Here is a 19,332-nt window from a genome sequence, read left to right as displayed (position 1 = left end):
CTATTCTCACAGCTTCAACCACTTACTAGAAGAACTCCCTACATTTTGTGCTTTTACCGCGTCCCCCAAATGAGGAACAACAATAACCTCTTGCTGGGCCACTTCTTCTTTTCTCACTTGCAAGGCACGATATTCTTCTATGGAGCAATATGATAAGTGTGGAGCTCGCTTGAACAGTTCTTGAATAAACTCTTCTTCTCGTTCAGGTGAAATACGAATACTCTTCTTTTTGTCTGATTTGAATTGGATTTTCAAAGCAGCTGTTGACCCTAGATAATTATCGCAATCTTTCTTCGTTAGTCCCTTAGAATAATCTATAGCTGTCATTTCTTCATAATGCCATGTAGTAAAAAAACTCCCCATCTGAGAAGTAAGATGCTCATCATGCAGCCAATATCTTATCCGAAAGATTAAATGAATGCCTAAAACCATACCTACCAAATAAACTATAAAAGCCATAAAGATTATAGGCGTAAATTCAACAAAACGAATCATATAATAAAGGAAGGAGAACATAAAAAGAAGGAGAGCTGTAAAGATTGAGTTCATTGTAAAGTCTCGATTCGAATTAAATAGCATCTCTCGCCCCCTGAGTTTTTGTCATAGCACAATATCACTTTAATAATTTAATGAATTCATCAAATTAGTTCTAGAATGAATTTCCTAACTACCAACAATTATAAATAATATGTGTACGGTTCAACCATTAAAGTGACAGAAACCCCCAGAATAAAAACAAAAAATACAAATCCAAGCATCCAAATAAAATAAATAATTCGAGCCTTTATACGAGGGTATTTGATCATAAACTTTTTATAAAAATGGTGTGGAAATCCATATAAAAGGTAAAACACAATATTTAAGAATCGATCAAATCCTGACTCTGCATTTTTTGTATAAGTATGTTCCATGAATGAAACAGCTTGATCACCAAAAATTGCTGTTAAAATACTTACGGACATCTGCACAGTTAAAATAGATACAAATGCTAGGTATACAATGAATAAGAGAAAAATAATCAGCTCCATTATAAATGCATTATACAGATGGTGGTTGAAACACTATGCAAAATAGTGATTAGACAAATGAATAATTAAGACATTCCTAGTATACTTTCAAGCAACATTTTAGATCTTATCAAATGGGGAAGTTGGACGCTTGGTATAGGATCGTTTTGTAAAAGAGACAAAATCTTTCCCAAGTGTTGCTGTTAACAACCCTGAAGTAATTTGCACAAACATTAATAGTATTATAATTATCGATAATATATAAGCACGCTTCCATATTAACCTCTATTATTATGTTTAAAGGTTTACTTAAATGTATTTGGTATCCTTACTGTAGTCATAGGCACTCCAATCACATCAACACTTCTGTTATAAAACTTGAAATTAATAGAAAAATTATGATAGATATTATTAAGCCTATCACATAAAAAACATATAATATTCTAGCAACTACATATGAAAATCTCTTCATAAAAAAATTATAAAAAAAATGGGGAAGTCCATACAAAGCATAGAAGGATAAATTAAGTATTTTATCCCCAATTTTTTTTGCACCTTTAATATACGAAAATTCCATCATACGCATACCTGTATTACCAATTATTGCTGTAACAAGGCTCATTGTTAATTGAACACCTATAAAAAAAATAAGCAATATATATAAAATATCTATTATTGTCACTTATAATTCTCCTCTTATACTATTTAAACCAACTGTTGATCGATCTTGATAAATCCTTAAGCTTGTTGTAACTTTTTTCAGCTAAATCTTTTGTGCTTTTTGAAAACTTCCCTCCCAAATTCACTCCAGCTACACCTCCAAGCACAGCTCCAGCAGCGCCGCCTATTACAGTACCTATTCCCGGTGCTATAATTGTGCCAATAACTACTCCTGCCTTAGCTCCCCCAGCAGCTCCTAAAGCCCCTCCCCCACCTTCAACTGCTATACCTGCTAAAAATCTTACAGACTTTTGGTCTTTTGTTTTTTCTCTATTTTCACTCGCAGTAAATTCTTTAAAGTTAGCAACTGTAGTAAGGGCCCAACCAATCGGGCTAGCTCCATTTCGGACATATTTATTTTCAATTATTTTTTTGGAAAGGTGACCTAATTTACTTACTGAACTACTCGTATTTTTTGACATATTATTAGCTATTACATCTTTTGAGGAAGCTTTCTTGTTATCATTTAAGTTATTTTGTTGATATGATTTTTTAGAGTCTAAACCATTATTAATATTACCTGTGTAACTGCCCGTAGCATAGGCTGTAGCAGCAAGCAGATTTGGAGCTATTGATTCGGTATATCCATAAAAGGTAGAAGTACTTGAAGTAACCTCAAACAATTTATCCGCTTCCCTAACATTCTGTGTGCTCTTAACTGCTCTGAATTCTTCATTATCCTTAATCATATTATGGTTAAACTGCTCAATTGATATGGATTGGCTGACAAACATTTCTTCTAAACTTGATACATAGTTTTGTAGAAGCTGTATATCCTGCCCGACAAATTCCATACTAGGAATCTGTTCATAGTCGTACTGATACATTTTTTCATCAGTTTCTTTAGATTTTGATTTCAATGTAGCTAACCCGTCCATGACGCGATTATAATTGAATTCGGGCAAATATACCACATCTTTGTACATTGCAATAATACTGTTCACTTCTTCACCTAGTGTTGTCATAGTTGATTTTAATTCTTCTATTTTTCCATTGACTTCATCTTGTAAAAAGTCTTCGCGAATGTACTCATTTTGATTAAAATACGCATTTAATTGATTTAAGGTATCTTCGAGAGATGCTTCAAATTCTGACAGAATCGTGCGAAGGAGTTTTACAAAAGGGCCATGGCAGTAAGTGAAATAATTGATGATCCGAATCGCAGTACGCCCATTGAATCTTGATTCCACACCCAAAAGAGCGGCTTCATTGTGCAGCCAGCTTTCTACTGGAGATAATTGATCCTGCTGTCTCTTAACTTCTTGAAGTAGTGATTCTACATTTTCAATCATGGAAGCTGCATCTAATATTTTCACCTTTTACCCTCCTTTAATTTGATGTGAAACCTGTTGGTCTGCTTCTTCATACTGATCCACAACACGATAAACTTGCTCCACATTTTTTTGCAACAGGGCCTTATAGGATTGAAGTAGTGATTCCATCGCTTTCATATTTTTTTCTGCTTCCTTAATCGTATCTAGTTCAGAACGCCCATCAAACGTGACTGCATACTCTGGAGTTACACTATCTAAATGAGATGACAATCGATCCATCTTATTTCTCACTCGAGTTGGTTTCAAGCTAATTTCTTCACTCATATAAACACCCTCCAAACCTACATAAACTGACATTTATAAGTACATTTATCATTTTAAAAGAAGCAATTGGAAATGAAAACCATACTTAAGGTGCTATTATTATAAAGAAAAGCTCAATTAATCTATTTATAAATGACTTTTTTACCGTTTAATTATAGTGAAACAGCGCTAATTCAAGGTCTTTTTTACCAAATACCATTAAGCACATAGATTAAGAGAGCAGACACAATGGAATGAAAGGAAATAGAAAAATATAAAAATCGTTAGTATTTAATACCCCAAAGCTTCAAGAAACAAGCCAATAATAATGATCACTATTAAGAATAAAAGCCATGCATTTCCCCCTATAATCCTTATTCAGTCACCCTTATCCTACCTTTACATCAATAACATCTCCTACTCTTTCACTTAACACCGCCATCTCTGGTAATATAACCCATAGTCTATAAGCACCAAAAAACCAGCCGCAACGGGCTGGTTTCTCTGCTTATTGGACGTCTTCTTCAAAGTACATTTGAGCATCGACTGATTTAGGCTTCGCTTTTTTCGGCTTAGGTCCCATATTATCAAAGCTTGCATAGTCGTAAATGGCAGTGCTGACAATCTGAGCCACATCCTGAAGTTTCTCTTTACTGATTTTATCAATCGTATCCTCTGGTGTGTGGTACCATGGCTCAAGCGGACTGTGGATGAATAATGCTGCAGGAATGCCTTTTTCTCCAAATGGAACATGGTCACTGCTTCCGCCTTGGTTAAATGGAGTTGGTGCACCATTTAAGCGGTAGCTGGATGCTTGTGCTAGTTCAGTTACAAGATTCGGCTGGCCATTGACCGTTCTCATCACTAGGTCACCCGCATCGCGGCTTCCTACCATGTCTAAGTTAAAGTTTGCCACAATTCTATTAAGCTCTGAATCTGACAACGTATTTACATAGTGTCTAGAGCCAATTAAACCAAGCTCTTCAGCGCCAAATGTCGTAAAGCGGATTTCGGTATCCGTCGGCAGGTTCTTCATGGCTCTCGCTAACTCTAACACCATGGCTGTTCCTGATGCATTATCATTTGCTCCAGGTGCTCCTGGTACGGAGTCATGATGGGAGCTGAGCACAATCACATTACCATTATCTTTGTTTTTATTGGTTGGTTTCTTAGATGCAATGACGTTATGAGAAGTACGCAGCCCAGACTCTGCTCCTAAAACTGTTAGAGAAGCTGTAAGAGACTCTCCTTCTTCTAATTGAGAAGCTAATGCTTGTCCTTCTGCTTGTGAAATAGAGACGGCAGGAACAAATTCATCATTCGCACCGCCAAGTGTACCATTTAAGGTACCAGGTGCATTATTATAAATGATGACCCCACGAGCTCCTGCTCTTGCTGCATTCAGCACTTTATCTCCAAAGCTGATTTCACCACGTTGAATTAAAGCGATCTTTCCATCAAGTTCTACCCCTGCTAAATCACTCTCACGCCCTAACCCCGCATCGACAAGATCAGCAGTTACCTCTCCGCTCGCTGTATAAGTAAATGAATTAGGAGTTAAGCTTGTCCCACCTACTGACAACTCTACAGTATGAGGGGCTGTAAATCCAAAAAATTCAAAAGGCTGAATTTCTGCTTCATACCCATATGATTCAAATTGCTCCTTAATATAAAGCACTGCTTGATATTCTTCTTCTGAGGCAGCTACACGTGGTGTTTGCTGTAGGTAATCGATGTTATTATAGATATTATCTACATTAATTTGGTTAATCACACGGTTATCAAGTACATTATGAATGCCTGATTGGCTCGTTGCAGAAGGCTGTGCAAAAGCTTGTACACCGACAGAGCTTAATGTTAGAGAAGTTACTAAAGCAATAGATACTAAAGCCTTTTTCATTTACAGTTCCCTCCATTATAGTAATAGTTTACATTCTGAATCATACAATATTTCAGACTATTATATAAGGGAATATATACCTTAAACTTCATAGGTACTAGGACCAATTTATTTCGTATCGCTAATTATCCTAGAATAAAAAAGACCCATACTTTGTAATGTTTGACCACATTATTATTCATATAAATTCACTTATTTTCATTCTGCATTTCCCTTTGCTTAACCCCTTGTCCCTCATGTATAATAGGAATAGAAATGAAAAAACAAACCAACCTAAATAAGACCGAGTGCAAATGCACTCAGTCCTAGCAACTGCTTGCTGCAATACGCAGCTGACCAATTGGATATTGCTGTTTTGAAATAGCTCACCTTACTTGGCGGCAGGGTAGCTATTTCTTTTTGTGCTGACTCACAATGATACTGACCGTAAGTGCTAACACAGCAAGTAAGATGCTTGAGAATTGGGCCAGTAAACTTAACGCCTCATAGATCGTCAAAATAAGCCTCACCCCCTCTCTACGGGAGTTCAGCCGCTACCTTGCTAGCAGTTGCTAACCTTATTATACCAAACAGATGTTCTCATTACTAGGATCGTTTGTTCTCATCTGCTAGGTCTTTCCGATCAAATGCTAGAGGAGGCTGCTCTAACCATTTTTTTAATCATTAAATTTGCCCCGTCTTCTGCATATAACTGTACATCCATAAGCACTTTGTTATACATTGCTCCTAAATCCATTCTTGGACTTTGTGAAACCGCAGTTCCGTAAAACTCAATCCCTAAAGAATTTAGGCTTGATACATAAAACATCATTCTTAATTTCCTTGTCTTCTACTACTTCCATAAAGTAAAGCAGCATACACCTGCTTGCACTATCACTTATATATTGTGCCCATAAAGAAGCCAGTTCTGCCGACGTTAACCTGTTCGCACCTTCCCTCATATCTTTCTTAATCAGCCCTTATTTTCATTTTCCTAAAACCTTCAATTTTATGGTAGGAATAAAGTCAGAATCATGATACGTTATAGGTAACAAGACACAAGACGAAAATCACCATTTTTATGAGAACCTATATTTATAGTTGAGAGGCATTTATGTTAAAAAAAAGTTTACGATTTTGGATTCTGACATTGTTATGTTTAACTATGTTCGGGCTACTTAGCAGCACATTGTTGGTAAGTTACATTGTAACCAAAGAGAATGCAATAAATCATACAATGGAAATTAATAGAGTTTACTCTGAAAAACTTGCTCAAATCACAGATCAATCTTTTGAATCAATGAAGGAGAGTTTATCACTGAGAGCGATCGATATGGTGCCCTTACTTAATGATGAAGAAGGCTTAACAACAGCCCTTTATCACTATTTAAGAAGCAGCAATTATTTTAATTCCATAGCTGTTATTAATGAGGAAGCTAAAATTTTGACGTCCGCTCCTGCATTAGATGTTATAGGTTTTCATGTTCACTCTATTGGAATTACAGAAGCACTCCAAAAAAAAGAAACACTTATTTCAGATTTATATGACGGGGTTGTTGGGCAAAAAATTCTACTTATTTCAAGCCCGCTTCAAGATCACGAAGGCAATTATTATGGGCTGCTTGCTGGGGTGATTTACTTACAAGATCACAACATCATTGAAACAGTTCTTGGTGAACACTTTTCACAGGATGGATCCTATGTTTATGTTGTCGATCAGCATGGTTCTATTATTTATCACGCAGATCGCAATAGGATTGGAGAAGTCGTTAGTGAAAACCCGGTGGTTAAAAAGCTTATGAATGGTGAAAGCGGTGCGATGAAAGTCACAAATACTAAAGAAATTGATATGTTAGCCGGTTATACACATATCCCTTCTAGTAATTGGGGGATCGTATCACAAACTCCATATGAGGTTATTATGGAACCAGTGTTAGGAACAATTAAGAAAATGATGTTCTATTCTATTCCATTTGTTCTACTCACTTTCCTTCTCGCTCGTATGTTTGCCAATCGAATTGCTTATCCGCTCCAGCAGTTAGCTATGCAAACCTTTGAGTTAAAAGAGAATAACAATACAGTAAATGAAACAAAAATTCCAACCTGGTATTTTGAAGCCGAACGGCTAAATCACACATTTAAAGCCTATATTCAAAACCAGGAGTCTCAACTCCAATCTGCCACAAAAGAAGCATTAACAGACCCGCTTACCGGTCTTGCAAATCGTCGGGCTCTTATTAAGACCCTTCAGGCTTTACAAGAACAAATGCATTTTTCAATTATTTTAATTGATATTGATCACTTTAAAACAGTCAATGATACACTTGGCCACAAAACAGGAGATGAAACCCTTGTCTTTTTTGCAGAAGCAATGCAAAGAATTACTAGAGAGAAAGACGTCTGCGGGAGATTTGGCGGGGAAGAATTTATGATCATCCTCCCTGAAACCGGAACACAAGATGCCATAGATGTAGCAAAGCGTTTAAAAGATTTCTTGCAAGATACCATTTCACCTGCTGGCAGAGTAATTACCTTTTCTGCAGGAATCGGTTTTTACTGTGATTCATATGAAGGAGAGATTGATCAATTTCTTAACCTAGTAGATGCAGCCTTGTATAAGGCTAAAGATCAAGGACGTAATCAATATAAGACAGCATAAAAAAACAGTGTCTTTTAACAGGCACTGTTTTTTTACTCATGATACTCTAGTAGATCTAGAAATCATATTTTTCTTCCTCATTGTTCCTTCACCTTTCTTGAGGTGCTGGCAGATACTTTGTAAAATACGCTCCCATTAACAAGAGGAAGATAGTTAATCCCCAGCTGATCAGTCCCAGCATGCCAAATAGATTCGCTCCTGCATTAATTAAAGCAATAATGATAAAACAGACAGAGGTGATGAGTGATTTCCAGCCTGTAATGTGATGCTCTCTTCTCTTCTTCTGTATATAGAAAACAGAATATATAATTCCGCTTATAACGAATAATGTCAAAAGTAATTCCATTTAAGTTCCTCCTAAATGCCCTACTTTATAAATAAATAATAACCAATGATTCCACCAATCACTGCAGAGATTGAGGCAATCACCGTCAACGCCACTAAACTTAAATCGCCTGCAACAGCAGTTGTGCCAGCCATTACTACTGCTGTAAAGGCTGCTAAAAAAAATAAAATTGAAATATAGTTACGATTCATTACTACCCCTCCATTGATAACCTTATCACAATTAAACTGACAAAATATAGTCGTTCGATTACAATAGAGAGAGAACATTTATTAAAGGATGTTGATATCGAATGTTTGTAAAAAAATTCATTTATGAAATAATGAGCTGGACAAAAGCCATTGTGCTTGCCCTAGTCTTAGCTGTTGCTCTTAGTGTTTTTGTTATCCAGCCCTTTACAGTAGATGGGAGCTCGATGGAACCTACATTAGAAGGCTTGGATCATTATGATCAGCAAAAAGCTGGTGACCGGGTTTTTGCTTTTAAGACTCCTTACCTTCTCGGAAAGTCTCCTAAAGCAGGAGAAATTGTAATTGTAGACAGCCGGATCGATGACGAGCGAACATTAATGGATTCATTTGCAGAAAGTCCAATGCTTGCCGCTTTTATAGATCGACAAGTAGATTCTCGCCATAATTGGGTGAAACGGGTCATTGGCGAACCTGGTGATCGCATTGCCATAGAAGGCGGCTTTGTATATAAAAATGGGGTTCGTCTAGAAGAAGAGTATATTTATGAATCGATTTATCATGATTTTAGTGAGGTGATTGTTCCTGACGATCATGTCTTTGTAATGGGAGATAATCGAAACAGAAGTACTGACAGCCGGGAAATTGGTCCTGTTCCAATTGATCATGTTACGGGAAAAGTCATAGCAAGATTCTACCCTTTCGACCGTTTAGGGACGTTTTAACCCTTTTCAGACAGGATCCGAAACTTTTTAGCAATAAATGTATCATCTTGTTGGAATGTATGCGACAATCATTGTACAGCTTATAAAAACAGCTGAATTAGTGAGAGGAGTTGATCACTTGTTCAAGCTAGTAAGAGGTACAGGTATAGGTACAGAAAATAAGTTAGAAGCTTTAAAAGATTCTAGCAGCACCAAAGAAAAGATTTTCAAAGATGTCACAGAAGCAGAGCTTTTTGCCCAGAAACTTAATTCCAACACAGAACCAAGCCATCATTGGTACGTAGAAGAATATAAATAAATGACAAGTAGAGATGATTCCCTGCTTGTTTTTTTTGCAAAAAAACTCACTGGAGATGTTCATTCCAGTGAGTTTTTGATGTTAATTAGATGATGCATTAAAAATACTATTCGCTAATAGTCGGTAACTGTGTTCAGTATGTGCTCTGAACGCCAGGTCATTTGCAAATAATGTATAAGTGGTTCCATTAACCTCTGAGGTAAAGGCCATTGTTTGTCCTTTTGCTCCCGCATGTCCAGGCCACCAACCTGACACATAGAAATCTTCAGCGTCACTGAAAGTTAGCAGCACTTCTGCACTTTCAGGAACTTCGGTTATATATGACCCTGTCGTTACATAAAGAAGTTCATTGGCCTTATATCCTGCAGTCAACTTATGCGGATTCACGTTTGCTTTGACAAGCCCTTCATGAGTACCTCTTGTCTGCTCGTATTTGAATCCTTCTAACACTTCACTATCATATACAGACCTTAATGCACTGCCACCAATCCCGATGAAGGCTTTTCCTTCAGCCTGTTGAGCATTAAAATTACGAGCATCACTAACAATGACGTCTGCATCCTCAGTGTTTACTAATGTAAATCCTAATTTTCTTAACGAGAAATTCAACTGGCTTGAACCTGTAGCTGCAACCTTTGGCTGCACAACCTGCTCTGTCTCTACTCCCTTACCGTTACCAGTTGGGTGAGCTTCAAAATAGAAGGTAGATTCATAGCTTCGTAGATCCTGAGTAGAAATAATGTAATCACCGCGAGAAATATTTCCTTTACTCTCAACTGCCACTTCAACCTTTTTCCCTTCATTTAGGAGGGCATTAATAAGTTTTACCGTATCATTTGAAGTTGATCTAACCACTTGCTTAGGTGCATTACCCCTCAATTCACCAGTTGGCAAATTGACTTCAGCCATTTCTTGAGTAACTCCCTTGAACACGCCTTCTTCTCTTACCTCAAGCTGGTCGAATCCTCGAAGGGCAGGAAAGTTTACGACTACCGGATCATACATCGCATTCCAGTCCGAGACATTATCTCCTTGATAAAGTACTGCATTTGCGAGTCCTCTTTTAGCTTGGTTCATTGGGATAACAAATGTTCCTTTAGGAAACGTTTCGCCTTGTAGATGCACAGGGCGTGTTGTTTCTTCTACTTTCACACCATTACGAAGCAAGTATTCAGCCATTTTATGTGCTTCTAATACGTTTTTCTGGTGCTCCTTATCTGTCGGAATTACATAATAATCCGGGAAGAAGCTGTCATGCCCATGGCGGACGCGTCCTATTTCTTCCCCGTCTGCATTAACAAAATACTCATCCACAGCTCGATTATCTTCACCGTTAACTCCTCGTTTAAAGATTTCAAGCTGCTGTTTAAAAAGCTCGTCCTTATTCTCTGTCACAAAGTATGTGGAACCAAGTCCAACACCGACCATAGCATGCAATGAATCCTGGCTTAATGTCGGCACTTCAATTGTGTGGCCAAGCGAGCCATGAAGCATAGCATAGATCGCAGTGTAGGCAGGGGTCATATCATCCCAGCCGTCTTCCCATTCAAGCTGGGCAATGAAGTAATCTGTCAAATTTGAATTCCCAACACCCGCACGACCCATTGCATGTGCTTGGTCCATCATATTATGAATTAATAAATCATATTCAAAGTTAGGATTATGCGGCGGTGTACCTGGCTCAATTAAAAAGCCATTTACATAGCCATGCATATCAACAAAGGACAGCGGCGTCCATGTTGAGATCAATTCATTTACCTGCTGGGTTTCTACTTGTGTTTGATACGCATTATCTCTGTTCAAGTCAAACCCTTCAGCGTTTGCACGCGTATTAGCCACACGGCCGTCTGGGTTGCTTGTGAACATATATAAGAAGATTACATCATTAAGTACCTCATCCATATTTAATAAAACAGGCTCTTCGTTTCCATCCTCATCTGTATTCGTAAATGTCACTTCCTCTTCTAGTGCAAACTTCTTCAATAGTTCAACTTGTGCATCGACCCCTTCTACTTCATCAGGGTGAATATTATTAAACCAAATCGGAAGCTGATAGTCTCCCATTGTTCCATTTTCAAGCTTTTCTATTAAGCTCGCAGGATCTTCTAATGCTTGTGGCAGCGTTTCATTTAAGTATGTATCAACTGCAGCTTCATCTCTTGCTAACACAACAAAATGAATATCGCGACCTTCAGCCGACTCCCCTACCTTTTGGTAATCCAAATAGCGAGTATTATCTGTATCAGCCTTTGCTTCCTCAAACACTTGATCAATTGCAGGCTTTAATTCATCATAAAATAAGAATTCATCATATACATTCAGCCCGACAGCGGTAGCAGCCTTCTCGCCTGTTGCATGATTCACTAGTGATAGTTCATACTCTCCAATTAAATCTTGATATTGGACTCGAATCGTCCGGTTAGAAAGATCTGTACGATTAAAAGGCAGTCCAAATTCAATCGTTGCCGTCACTTCATTTGTACCTTCTACTACAGCAGGTCCTTCTATTACATTAATAAATGGATCACCATCATAATTCGACGAACCTGTCCATTTACGCCACTCTGATAAATCCTTCCCGCCAAACTGTACGTCAATTTGCTCAGGATCTACCTCTTCATTAAATGTCGCCCGGACTTCTGTTGTACGCGTTTCTGTTAGTGAAAAAAGTGATTGACTTACATCTAATTCAATTACATGATCAACCTCTACCGTGCTCTGTTCTGCGGCTGGTAATGAAGCAGGATAAGCAACTGACAGCACCATAACAATTGCTAGCCAGCTGATCATTATCTTTCTTAGTTTCATAGAATCGCCCTTCCTCTCCCAAACAATTATAGATTTATGGTTTCAAATATAGCAGAACCTTCCGAAATTCGAAATGTATGCTTCTTAATTTTAGAAAAAGGGTACTTTCGTACTGAATGAATATGCATCCACAGGCATGAATAATCAACTCGTGTAAGCTCCTTTTAGTAAAATGACCTACTTTCATATTCAGGATAAATGAATATTTAATGACCTTCATCCATATGATGTACATAACACTTATGAGGAGGGGATGAATATATGACAAATGAGAACGACCCCATCGCCAAACCATCACTAACAACGAAAAAGCTGTACCCTGAAAATCAAGAATCACCCATACATTTTCTTTTCAATAAACAGACACCAGCCTCCCTTTTTTATAAACGTAACCATTTTTCTTACCCACCTTTTAACTATGCTAACTTCTGGCTTTCCGTAAATGACTCTGTAAAAAAACCTATCGCTTTCTCCATTGAAGAGCTGCTCGCCCTTCCCTCAAAAACAGTGGAAGTCGTTATGGAATGCGCAGGAAATAAGAGAAGCTTATTCAGGCCTAAAGTATTTGGAGAACAGTGGGAAAAAGGAGCGATGAGTGTTGGTCGCTTTAAAGGTGTCCCCCTTAAAACTTTATTAGAAAAAGCAAACATAGATTCTGATTCTCAAGAAGTAGTCATAGAGGGTTATGATGATGGATATCGTTCAGATTTAGATAATGTGTATGCATACATGCGAAGCCTGCCATTAAAGAAGGCGCTGCATCCTGATACATTAATCGCTTATTCATACAATGATCAGCCTCTTCCTTTTAAACACGGCTATCCTATCCGCTTAGTTGTACCTGGCTGGTATGCAATGGCTTCTGTAAAATGGGTAAAACAAATAACGGTCATATCAGCATCTTTTGCAGGACCTTTCCAGACAATCGATTATATGTATTATCCAAACCAAGACAATGATGAAGACGCTTTTCCAGTCACAACCATCAATGTTAATTCAACGATTCAATATCCTTTAGATAGAGACATAGTAGATACCGGGAAACATACGATCAGAGGGGTCGCCTGGACAGGGGATGGAGTAATCAAGAAAGTGGAAATCAGTGTGGACGGGGGAGAGAGCTGGATGCCTGCTTCTGTAGATAACGGTCAGGAGTTCAGCCTGTCTCAATGGTCTCTCACTTATCCTTTTACAGCTAAGAAAGAGTATACCATTATGAGCCGTGCAACTGATTCGAATAAGCGTACACAACCTGAAACCCCTTTTTGGAACCGGAAAGGCTATGGGTATAATGCCGTTGATCAAGTTACTATAAAAGTAGAATAAAAAGACAAAAAGAGACGCACCTGACAGGGCGTCTCTTTCAATTTATTTCTCACATGAAAATGAATAACCAAGCACAAATGTATCAATTTCAACTAAGGGCGTGCCGCCGTGTGTGAAGCATTGTTCCGTAGCTGCCTGAATTTCTTTACTATTAAAGTAAGAAAGTGATCCTGCTAGAAGGATTCCAACAAAGAACGTGAGCGTTATAAGCAGTAGCCCTACTTTGATGTTTTTATTCATATATTTCAACCTCCTACACTTGTTTTGGACGCGGAAGCATAAAGCACATAATGGAAGCGGCAAGACAAAGAATGATCGCTGTCACAAACGTGATATCATAGCTTCCTGATTGATCAAATAATACTCCTGGAATAAAAGAACCAAGAGCTGCTCCTATTTGATGGCCAAAAAATAGAAGTCCGATCATAAGTCCAATAATCGTTTTACCGGCATACTCTGAAGCCAACTTCATCGTAGGAGCTACGGTGGCAAAATCAACGATGCCAAATGAAATAGCAAATATAAACAGAAGTTCCGTTTGCCCTAAGAAAAAGGTGAAAAAACGTTGTTCATGAACGATGACGAGCAAAATAATAATGGTTAACCCTCGCAGCCCATAAAGTCCTCCAAGCATCCACCTGCTGTCCCATTTATCTGATAGATACCCAGAGACAATCGTTCCGGAAAAATTGAAGAGAGCCAGTGTACTAACAGCTGCCCCTGCTGTGGCAGCTGTAAATCCGCAATACTGCGCAAACGGCACAAGATGGGTATCTATTAAACCCACTGTTGTAAAGCCGCAAATAAAAAAAGAGAAAAATAAAAATAGAAATGGCCTCTGTAAAAAGAACGAACCTTTTGGTTTTGATGTTAAACTGTTTCCCCCAGGAGATACAGGGGCAGTCTCAGGAAGTGCTCCACCATAAGGTTCGATTCCCTTCTCTTTAGGTGAGGCTTTAAATAAGAGTAAGATGATTGGAAGGAGAACAATGAGAACAATCATTCCTAAAATCATAACCGTCAACTTCCAGCCTATCGCTTCGATCATGAGAATAGACAAAGGAACGACACTAAACTGTCCTGTTGCCGTACCTGCTGACATGATTCCCATCGCAAACCCTTTTTTCACCGTAAACCATTTCGCAACAACAAGCGTACCAACTACATTAGACATTCCTCCAAATCCGATAGAGGCCATGATTCCGTACAACAGAACAATCTGCCAAGGTTTTGTTGCAAAAGCCGTTAGGATCATTGCTGCTCCAACCACGACTATACTCCAAATAACAACCCTCTTTACTCCAATACGGTCAATAAGCCTCCCGATAAATGGCTGCAAGACTGCAAATACAAGATAGCTTACAAGGGACACGGACGTAATTTGGGCACGGCTGGCTTCAAAACTCTCTTCCCAAGGCTCAATAAAGGCGCCAAACGATAGTCGTACTCCTTGAACAAATAACAGGGCAATAAATGTAACAAACAGTACAATCCAGCTGTAATGGATCCCTTTTTTCTTTGTCATTCCACTCCCCCTACTTGAATGCCCTCTCTTCTAAATTTCTCTTTATTTTAGAAGTTGGTCAATCTTCTTCTCTATTCGATCCAACTGTTCTTTTAATCGTTTTTGTTCTCTTTCTTTTTCATTCCATTTTTCTCCGACAAGCCATCTTAAAGTTAGGATGATTGCCAAGAAAAGAAGGAGCGGGAACATAATAAATAACGCAGCCCCTGCAAATTCATCCACTTTGAATCACCTCAGCTGTTATTTCTTTTCTTCCTATCATTTAATATTGAATAAATCACAAAAACTAATGCTAGAACATTAATGCTAAACATCACATAATCGTATGTATGTGTTGACCCATTAATAATATAAACCAAATACCTGATTCCATTATAAATTACGAGAATACTAAGAAATATAGTTAATTTTGTTTTCAAACACAATCACCTGCTTATTTATTCACTTTCCATATTATAACTGATATTCGAGCGTGGCAGGTGATAAGTAATTTTTCTTTAAGAATATAAAGAACCGCAGAGCAAATGTCTGCGATTCTTTAATATTTTTGAATCATCCCAATATCAACTGTCACACCTGGACTATAAAGCAGATGAGGTTCTCCTTTTTGAGAAGGCAGCCCGGCGGCCAAGATCAAGGAATTCTCTTTAATGTTGACTCCTGCTTGCTGCAGGGGCCATTGTTCATGTTTAATATCACCGTATTGAATGTCTCCATTTTTTGCTGTTGAATATAACCGATAACGCTCAGTCAGCCAATATTCTAGAGATTCTTCACGCGCAGCGAAAACGTCGCTTTTGGAGGAATACTCTCCTTTAAATACCGCTTGATTTGCCTTTCTTATACTTTCAAAATAAGTAAGATCGCCTTCTCTTTTCATTGTAATATCCGAGTGAAAATAGGGCATATCAAAAAAAGCATTTGCTCCAAGCACACTTATTTTACTATCTGTATCTAAGCTCAAAAAAAGAACTCCCTTTTTCCCATCTACCTCTACATAAGTACGGACATTAATTTCCGGCATAGAGAAACTAACTTTTTCAGGGAAGATTGTAGGGTGAATCTCATTCATCAGAAAAGAAACCACTCCAATATAAGCTTTCCCTTTGTAAGTATCAACTTTCATCCCCTTAGGCAGCTTTTCTTGTATAACATGTGGATCATATGCCCAATGCGCAAACAGAACATTCTCCCATTTCATTTTCACAAGGGATTTTTGAGATTTTGATAACATCGTTCAGCCTCCCATTTTGATGACCTTACTTCTTATATTACTTTAAAAACCCATCATTAAACTAGAAAAGCAGCACTCATCTAAGGGGATGAGTGCTGCTTGCTTTCTTATTTATCATGATAGGCTGTTAATGTATTCTCTACATTTATTAAATGTTCAAGCATCGCTTGGTTAGCTCCATTTGAATCTTTCTTTTCTATCGCCTCTAAAATCTTCTCATGCTCCACTTGAAGGCGGTCAAATGTTTGCTGATCCGAAAATAATGCAATTCTTCTGCTCTCAAACATGGTCCTCCCTAAAGTATCTGAAAGCTGCTGCATCATATCTTTCAAAATATTGTTTCCAGTGGCGTTAGCTAAAGCTAGATGGAATTTCACATCGGCCTTCTCCCCCAGATCTTCATCTCCTGAAGCGGCTTCCATCTCTTTTAAAGCCTCTCTCATTGCTTCAACATCTTTATCTTTTCGATTCTCAGCTGCTAAGCTTGCCGCCCCGACTTCAATTATTTTTCTCACTTGAAACAATTCCAGCATTTCTGGTTTAGAAATAATTCTTCTTTCAGCTACTGGTGCAATCATATTAGAAAAATCATATTTATTTACAAAGGTTCCTTCTCCTTGACGAATCGTAATTAACCCAACAGCTCTTAGGGCACTAAGTGCTTCTCTGACAGCCGAACGGCTTACATTAAATTCTTTAGCCAGCTTTTCAACAGAATCCAGCTTCTCACCAGGCTGCACCTCACCCGTCCGGATCATTTCCTCGAGCTGCTCTCTAATCACTTCAGATACCTTTTTTGTTTGTACATGTTTAAATGCCATTTCTTGCACCTCGTTCAATTCAATTGCTCTTATTATAGCATAGACCTCTTCCATCAACATAAGCCAGCCATTAAATCATGGCTGGCTTATCCTTACATATCGTCTACAATGATATAGCAGGCACGGACAGGCCCATGTACACCGACGACTAAATTCATCTCAATATCCGCACTATTACTAGGTCCTGATATGAAATTGATGCAAGAAGGAATGCGGCTTCCACTCTTCTTAGCCATTTCATGGATTGCACTAGTTGCCTGTGTCATACGAGGAACAAGAGTACTCTTAGGTATAATTGCGATATAGTAAGTCGGCAGCAAGCTGACAGAGCGCCCTTTACCTTTATCACTTAACAACACAACGGTACCTGATTCAGCTAAGGTGTAATCAGCAAAGGTAATTCCGACATCAGCACGTTCCGCTATTTCAACAGATTTGCTGTTTTCATCTGCCTCCCATACATCCACGGTATCTCTTTCCTGGAAAGAATTAAGGCCGTATTCCTTAAATCTTGAATCAGCCCACGTGATCACAGACTCGGCTTGGTACTCATCAAGTACTTCGTCAATAGCACTTACAAGAGTTTCTCGCTTCGTTTCCTTGACATCTGTATGAATAGCAAGACATTGTGTTTTAAGGACAGAAACAAGCTCATCTTGAGTGAAATCTTTCATCACCTCTAACTGAGGCTTATGACGATAATCCGGGCGGGTAACTCCTGTTGTCTTTCTCGCACGTCCGAGCTTCTTGGCTACGTTATTGAGAAATGTTTCGCGATGTTGAATCATGATGTGTCCCTCCCTTTTGGCCTTCACGTTTTTTAAACCAATCTCTGAATCTCTCTTTTTTACTTTCAGGAAAATCACGAATATCAGTCCATGATTTTAACGGGCCTGGACCATTTGAAACTTTTCCATCCTTCGTAAATGGTGAGAGCATCATTGGAGCCGTTCTTGTACTCATATTAAAGAGAGATGGCGAGCTTGCAACCATTCCAAATCCCTTCATAGCCAACGTTTCAGAAAGGGTCGTACGTTTCTCTTCCGCAATATTTCTTCTATGCTTAACGAGCAGTTCATGAAGAGGAATCTTTACTGGGCAAGCATCCGTACAGGCTGCACATAAACTAGAAGCATATGGAAGCTCTTTATGATCATCATAGCCCTCTAATAATGGCGTCAGCACTGCACCAATCGGGCCTGGATAAATCGAGCCATATGAATGGCCTCCTACATGACGATACACCGGACAAACATTAATACAAGCTGCACAACGAATACAGTTCAGAGCTGATTGGAATTCTGTTCCTAGAATATTAGAACGTCCATTATCAACAATAACAAGATGAAATTCTTCCGGTCCATCTAGGTCCCCTTCTGCTTTTGCACCTGTCAGCCCAGTAATGTAACTTGTCAGTTTTTGACCAACTGCACTCCTGCAAAGCATGCTGACTAAAATATCAAGCTCTTCCCAAGTAGGTACGACACGTTCCATCCCCATAACTGTGATCTGCGTTTTAGGAAGAGTTGTGGCAAGCCTTGCGTTTCCTTCATTTGTGACAAGTGAAATACTTCCTGATTCTGCGACCGCAAAATTACAGCCAGTTACCCCTATGTCAGCTTCAAGGAACTCTTTGCGCAGCTGCTCTCTTGCAAATAACGTCAGCTCTTCCGGTTTAGACGTGTTGGTGTAGCCTTTCTTCTCTTGAAAGGTTTCTCGTATTTGTTCCCTGTTTTTATGAAGAGCCGGCGCGACGATATGAGACGGGGGGTCATGATCATCAATTTGGAGAATATATTCTCCAAGATCAGATTCAATCACTTCACACCCAACACTCTCAAGCGCTTCATTCATACTAATCTCTTCTGTCACCATAGATTTAGATTTTATGACTTTTTTTGCGTTTTTCTTTTGAGCCACTTCTTTAATATAAGCATTTGCTTCTTCTGCCGTTTCCGCAAAGAAAACATATCCACCATTATTGCTTACGTTTTCACTTAGTTGATGCAAGTAATAATCAATATTTTCTAACGTATGCGTGCGAATCTCTTCAGCTAAATTACGCCACTCCTGCCAATTTTTGAGCTCATCTTCTGCTTTCGACTTTGCCATTTTCAGCCGTTCTTGAGCGGATGTAACAGCTTGTCGCATAAATGTATTTTTTAACCCTTTTTCTACTCGTGTATTAAAATTGGGGTCGCCTATTTTTACTGCCATGA

Annotated in this window: 21 protein-coding genes and 1 pseudogene; 4 read left to right on the top strand and 18 right to left on the bottom strand. The window is 38.6% G+C overall.

The genetic code is table 11. The features are described from left to right. Positions 1–6: 6 nt before the first annotated feature. The 8 genes and pseudogenes from BPOF4_RS04900 to BPOF4_RS22620 all read right to left on the bottom strand — a co-directional run bounded on the left by BPOF4_RS04900 (position 7) and on the right by BPOF4_RS22620 (position 6,145). Complete coding sequence (locus BPOF4_RS04900) at positions 7–579, bottom strand: PH domain-containing protein (RefSeq protein ID WP_012957968.1); 573 nt, start codon at positions 577–579, stop codon at positions 7–9. Positions 580–677: 98 nt separating this feature from the next. After that, positions 678–1,028, bottom strand: a complete 351-nt coding sequence (locus BPOF4_RS04895; RefSeq protein WP_012957967.1) for a hypothetical protein — start codon at positions 1,026–1,028, stop codon at positions 678–680. A 331-nt stretch (positions 1,029–1,359) separates the two neighbouring features. Continuing rightward, positions 1,360–1,689, bottom strand: coding sequence for a hypothetical protein (locus BPOF4_RS04890; RefSeq protein WP_012957966.1), 330 nt, complete (start codon positions 1,687–1,689; stop codon positions 1,360–1,362). Between the two features lie 19 nt (positions 1,690–1,708). After that, entirely contained in the window at positions 1,709–3,043 is a 1,335-nt protein-coding gene (locus BPOF4_RS04885; RefSeq protein WP_012957965.1) for an LXG domain-containing protein, read from the bottom strand. 3 nt (positions 3,044–3,046) lie between these two features. Further along, a complete protein-coding gene (locus BPOF4_RS04880; protein WP_012957964.1) occupies positions 3,047–3,325 on the bottom strand; it encodes a YwqI/YxiC family protein in 279 nt (92 codons plus the stop codon). A 487-nt stretch (positions 3,326–3,812) separates the two neighbouring features. Continuing rightward, positions 3,813–5,204, bottom strand: coding sequence for a M28 family peptidase (locus BPOF4_RS04875; RefSeq protein ID WP_012957963.1), 1,392 nt, complete (start codon positions 5,202–5,204; stop codon positions 3,813–3,815). A 389-nt stretch (positions 5,205–5,593) separates the two neighbouring features. Beyond that, positions 5,594–5,713 (bottom strand): putative holin-like toxin, encoded by a 120-nt coding sequence (locus BPOF4_RS22935; RefSeq protein WP_354004543.1) that lies wholly within the window; start codon positions 5,711–5,713, stop codon positions 5,594–5,596. A gap of 113 nt (positions 5,714–5,826) precedes the next feature. Next, a pseudogene (locus tag BPOF4_RS22620) lies at positions 5,827–6,145 on the bottom strand (DUF3231 family protein). Positions 6,146–6,297: 152 nt separating this feature from the next. Here BPOF4_RS22620 and BPOF4_RS04865 point away from each other — a divergent pair. Beyond that, entirely contained in the window at positions 6,298–7,842 is a 1,545-nt protein-coding gene (locus tag BPOF4_RS04865) for a sensor domain-containing diguanylate cyclase (RefSeq protein ID WP_012957960.1), read from the top strand. A gap of 88 nt (positions 7,843–7,930) precedes the next feature. Here BPOF4_RS04865 and BPOF4_RS04860 read toward each other — a convergent pair whose 3' ends face one another. Together BPOF4_RS04860 and BPOF4_RS22115 are read right to left on the bottom strand one after the other, a co-directional pair. Next, positions 7,931–8,188, bottom strand: coding sequence for a hypothetical protein (locus BPOF4_RS04860; RefSeq protein ID WP_012957959.1), 258 nt, complete (start codon positions 8,186–8,188; stop codon positions 7,931–7,933). Positions 8,189–8,208: 20 nt separating this feature from the next. After that, a complete protein-coding gene (locus BPOF4_RS22115; protein WP_012957958.1) occupies positions 8,209–8,379 on the bottom strand; it encodes a hypothetical protein in 171 nt (56 codons plus the stop codon). Positions 8,380–8,480: 101 nt separating this feature from the next. Here BPOF4_RS22115 and lepB point away from each other — a divergent pair, with 101 nt between their 5' ends. Together lepB and BPOF4_RS04850 are read left to right on the top strand one after the other, a co-directional pair. Continuing rightward, positions 8,481–9,101: a signal peptidase I gene (gene lepB, locus BPOF4_RS04855; protein ID WP_012957957.1), complete on the top strand. Its 621-nt coding sequence runs from the start codon at positions 8,481–8,483 to the stop codon at positions 9,099–9,101. A gap of 37 nt (positions 9,102–9,138) precedes the next feature. Next, positions 9,139–9,399 carry a hypothetical protein gene (locus BPOF4_RS04850; protein WP_012957956.1) on the top strand — a complete coding sequence of 87 codons (261 nt, stop codon included), beginning with the start codon at positions 9,139–9,141 and terminating at the stop codon, positions 9,397–9,399. 81 nt (positions 9,400–9,480) lie between these two features. Here the strand turns inward: BPOF4_RS04850 and BPOF4_RS04845 are convergent, their stop codons facing one another. Then, entirely contained in the window at positions 9,481–12,207 is a 2,727-nt protein-coding gene (locus tag BPOF4_RS04845) for a M14 family metallopeptidase (protein WP_012957954.1), read from the bottom strand. Positions 12,208–12,468: 261 nt separating this feature from the next. On the opposite strand from BPOF4_RS04845, the gene BPOF4_RS04840 reads away from it, so the two are divergent. Next, on the top strand, positions 12,469–13,533 hold the full coding sequence (locus BPOF4_RS04840; protein WP_012957953.1) for a sulfite oxidase: 1,065 nt from the start codon (positions 12,469–12,471) through the stop codon (positions 13,531–13,533). 42 nt (positions 13,534–13,575) lie between these two features. On the opposite strand, the gene BPOF4_RS04835 is transcribed toward BPOF4_RS04840, so the two are convergent. From BPOF4_RS04835 to BPOF4_RS04805, 7 genes are all read right to left on the bottom strand, one after another. Beyond that, positions 13,576–13,773: a hypothetical protein gene (locus BPOF4_RS04835; RefSeq protein WP_012957952.1), complete on the bottom strand. Its 198-nt coding sequence runs from the start codon at positions 13,771–13,773 to the stop codon at positions 13,576–13,578. A gap of 13 nt (positions 13,774–13,786) precedes the next feature. Further along, the gene (locus BPOF4_RS04830) at positions 13,787–15,058 is read right to left on the bottom strand and encodes an MFS transporter (protein ID WP_012957951.1); all 1,272 of its coding nucleotides are present in this window, start codon (positions 15,056–15,058) and stop codon (positions 13,787–13,789) included. A gap of 42 nt (positions 15,059–15,100) precedes the next feature. Continuing rightward, positions 15,101–15,280 (bottom strand): hypothetical protein, encoded by a 180-nt coding sequence (locus BPOF4_RS04825; RefSeq protein ID WP_012957950.1) that lies wholly within the window; start codon positions 15,278–15,280, stop codon positions 15,101–15,103. Between the two features lie 316 nt (positions 15,281–15,596). Further along, positions 15,597–16,292 carry a YqjF family protein gene (locus BPOF4_RS04820; protein WP_012957949.1) on the bottom strand — a complete coding sequence of 232 codons (696 nt, stop codon included), beginning with the start codon at positions 16,290–16,292 and terminating at the stop codon, positions 15,597–15,599. A gap of 107 nt (positions 16,293–16,399) precedes the next feature. Next, complete coding sequence (locus BPOF4_RS04815; protein WP_012957948.1) at positions 16,400–17,167, bottom strand: FadR/GntR family transcriptional regulator; 768 nt, start codon at positions 17,165–17,167, stop codon at positions 16,400–16,402. A gap of 38 nt (positions 17,168–17,205) precedes the next feature. Further along, complete coding sequence (locus BPOF4_RS04810; RefSeq protein WP_012957947.1) at positions 17,206–17,901, bottom strand: LutC/YkgG family protein; 696 nt, start codon at positions 17,899–17,901, stop codon at positions 17,206–17,208. Further along, the gene (locus BPOF4_RS04805; protein WP_012957946.1) at positions 17,870–19,330 is read right to left on the bottom strand and encodes a LutB/LldF family L-lactate oxidation iron-sulfur protein; all 1,461 of its coding nucleotides are present in this window, start codon (positions 19,328–19,330) and stop codon (positions 17,870–17,872) included. Before BPOF4_RS04805 ends, BPOF4_RS04810 begins: the two co-directional genes overlap by 32 nt. Between the last annotated feature and the right edge of the window lie 2 nt (positions 19,331–19,332).

The organism is Alkalihalophilus pseudofirmus OF4 (assembly GCF_000005825.2).
Taxonomy (GTDB): Bacteria; Bacillota; Bacilli; order Bacillales; family Bacillaceae_D; genus Alkalihalophilus; species Alkalihalophilus pseudofirmus.
This window is presented reverse-complemented; position numbering and strand designations above follow the sequence as displayed.

Excerpts from the sequence above, each read along its gene's own strand:
- BPOF4_RS04840 (WP_012957953.1), top strand. The coding sequence starts at position 12,469 with ATGACAAATGAGAACGACCCCATCGCCAAACCATCACTAACAACGAAA.
- BPOF4_RS04815 (WP_012957948.1), bottom strand. The coding sequence starts at position 17,167 with ATGGAAGAGGTCTATGCTATAATAAGAGCAATTGAATTGAACGAGGTG.
- BPOF4_RS04900 (WP_012957968.1), bottom strand. The coding sequence starts at position 579 with ATGCTATTTAATTCGAATCGAGACTTTACAATGAACTCAATCTTTACA.
- BPOF4_RS22115 (WP_012957958.1), bottom strand. The coding sequence starts at position 8,379 with ATGAATCGTAACTATATTTCAATTTTATTTTTTTTAGCAGCCTTTACA.
- BPOF4_RS04845 (WP_012957954.1), bottom strand. The coding sequence starts at position 12,207 with ATGAAACTAAGAAAGATAATGATCAGCTGGCTAGCAATTGTTATGGTG.
- BPOF4_RS04880 (WP_012957964.1), bottom strand. The coding sequence starts at position 3,325 with ATGAGTGAAGAAATTAGCTTGAAACCAACTCGAGTGAGAAATAAGATG.
- BPOF4_RS04820 (WP_012957949.1), bottom strand. The coding sequence starts at position 16,292 with ATGTTATCAAAATCTCAAAAATCCCTTGTGAAAATGAAATGGGAGAAT.
- BPOF4_RS04895 (WP_012957967.1), bottom strand. The coding sequence starts at position 1,028 with ATGGAGCTGATTATTTTTCTCTTATTCATTGTATACCTAGCATTTGTA.
- BPOF4_RS04865 (WP_012957960.1), top strand. The coding sequence starts at position 6,298 with ATGTTAAAAAAAAGTTTACGATTTTGGATTCTGACATTGTTATGTTTA.
- BPOF4_RS04835 (WP_012957952.1), bottom strand. The coding sequence starts at position 13,773 with ATGAATAAAAACATCAAAGTAGGGCTACTGCTTATAACGCTCACGTTC.
- BPOF4_RS04860 (WP_012957959.1), bottom strand. The coding sequence starts at position 8,188 with ATGGAATTACTTTTGACATTATTCGTTATAAGCGGAATTATATATTCT.
- BPOF4_RS04830 (WP_012957951.1), bottom strand. The coding sequence starts at position 15,058 with ATGACAAAGAAAAAAGGGATCCATTACAGCTGGATTGTACTGTTTGTT.
- lepB (WP_012957957.1), top strand. The coding sequence starts at position 8,481 with ATGTTTGTAAAAAAATTCATTTATGAAATAATGAGCTGGACAAAAGCC.
- BPOF4_RS04850 (WP_012957956.1), top strand. The coding sequence starts at position 9,139 with ATGTATCATCTTGTTGGAATGTATGCGACAATCATTGTACAGCTTATA.
- BPOF4_RS04875 (WP_012957963.1), bottom strand. The coding sequence starts at position 5,204 with ATGAAAAAGGCTTTAGTATCTATTGCTTTAGTAACTTCTCTAACATTA.
- BPOF4_RS04810 (WP_012957947.1), bottom strand. The coding sequence starts at position 17,901 with ATGATTCAACATCGCGAAACATTTCTCAATAACGTAGCCAAGAAGCTC.
- BPOF4_RS04805 (WP_012957946.1), bottom strand. The coding sequence starts at position 19,330 with ATGGCAGTAAAAATAGGCGACCCCAATTTTAATACACGAGTAGAAAAA.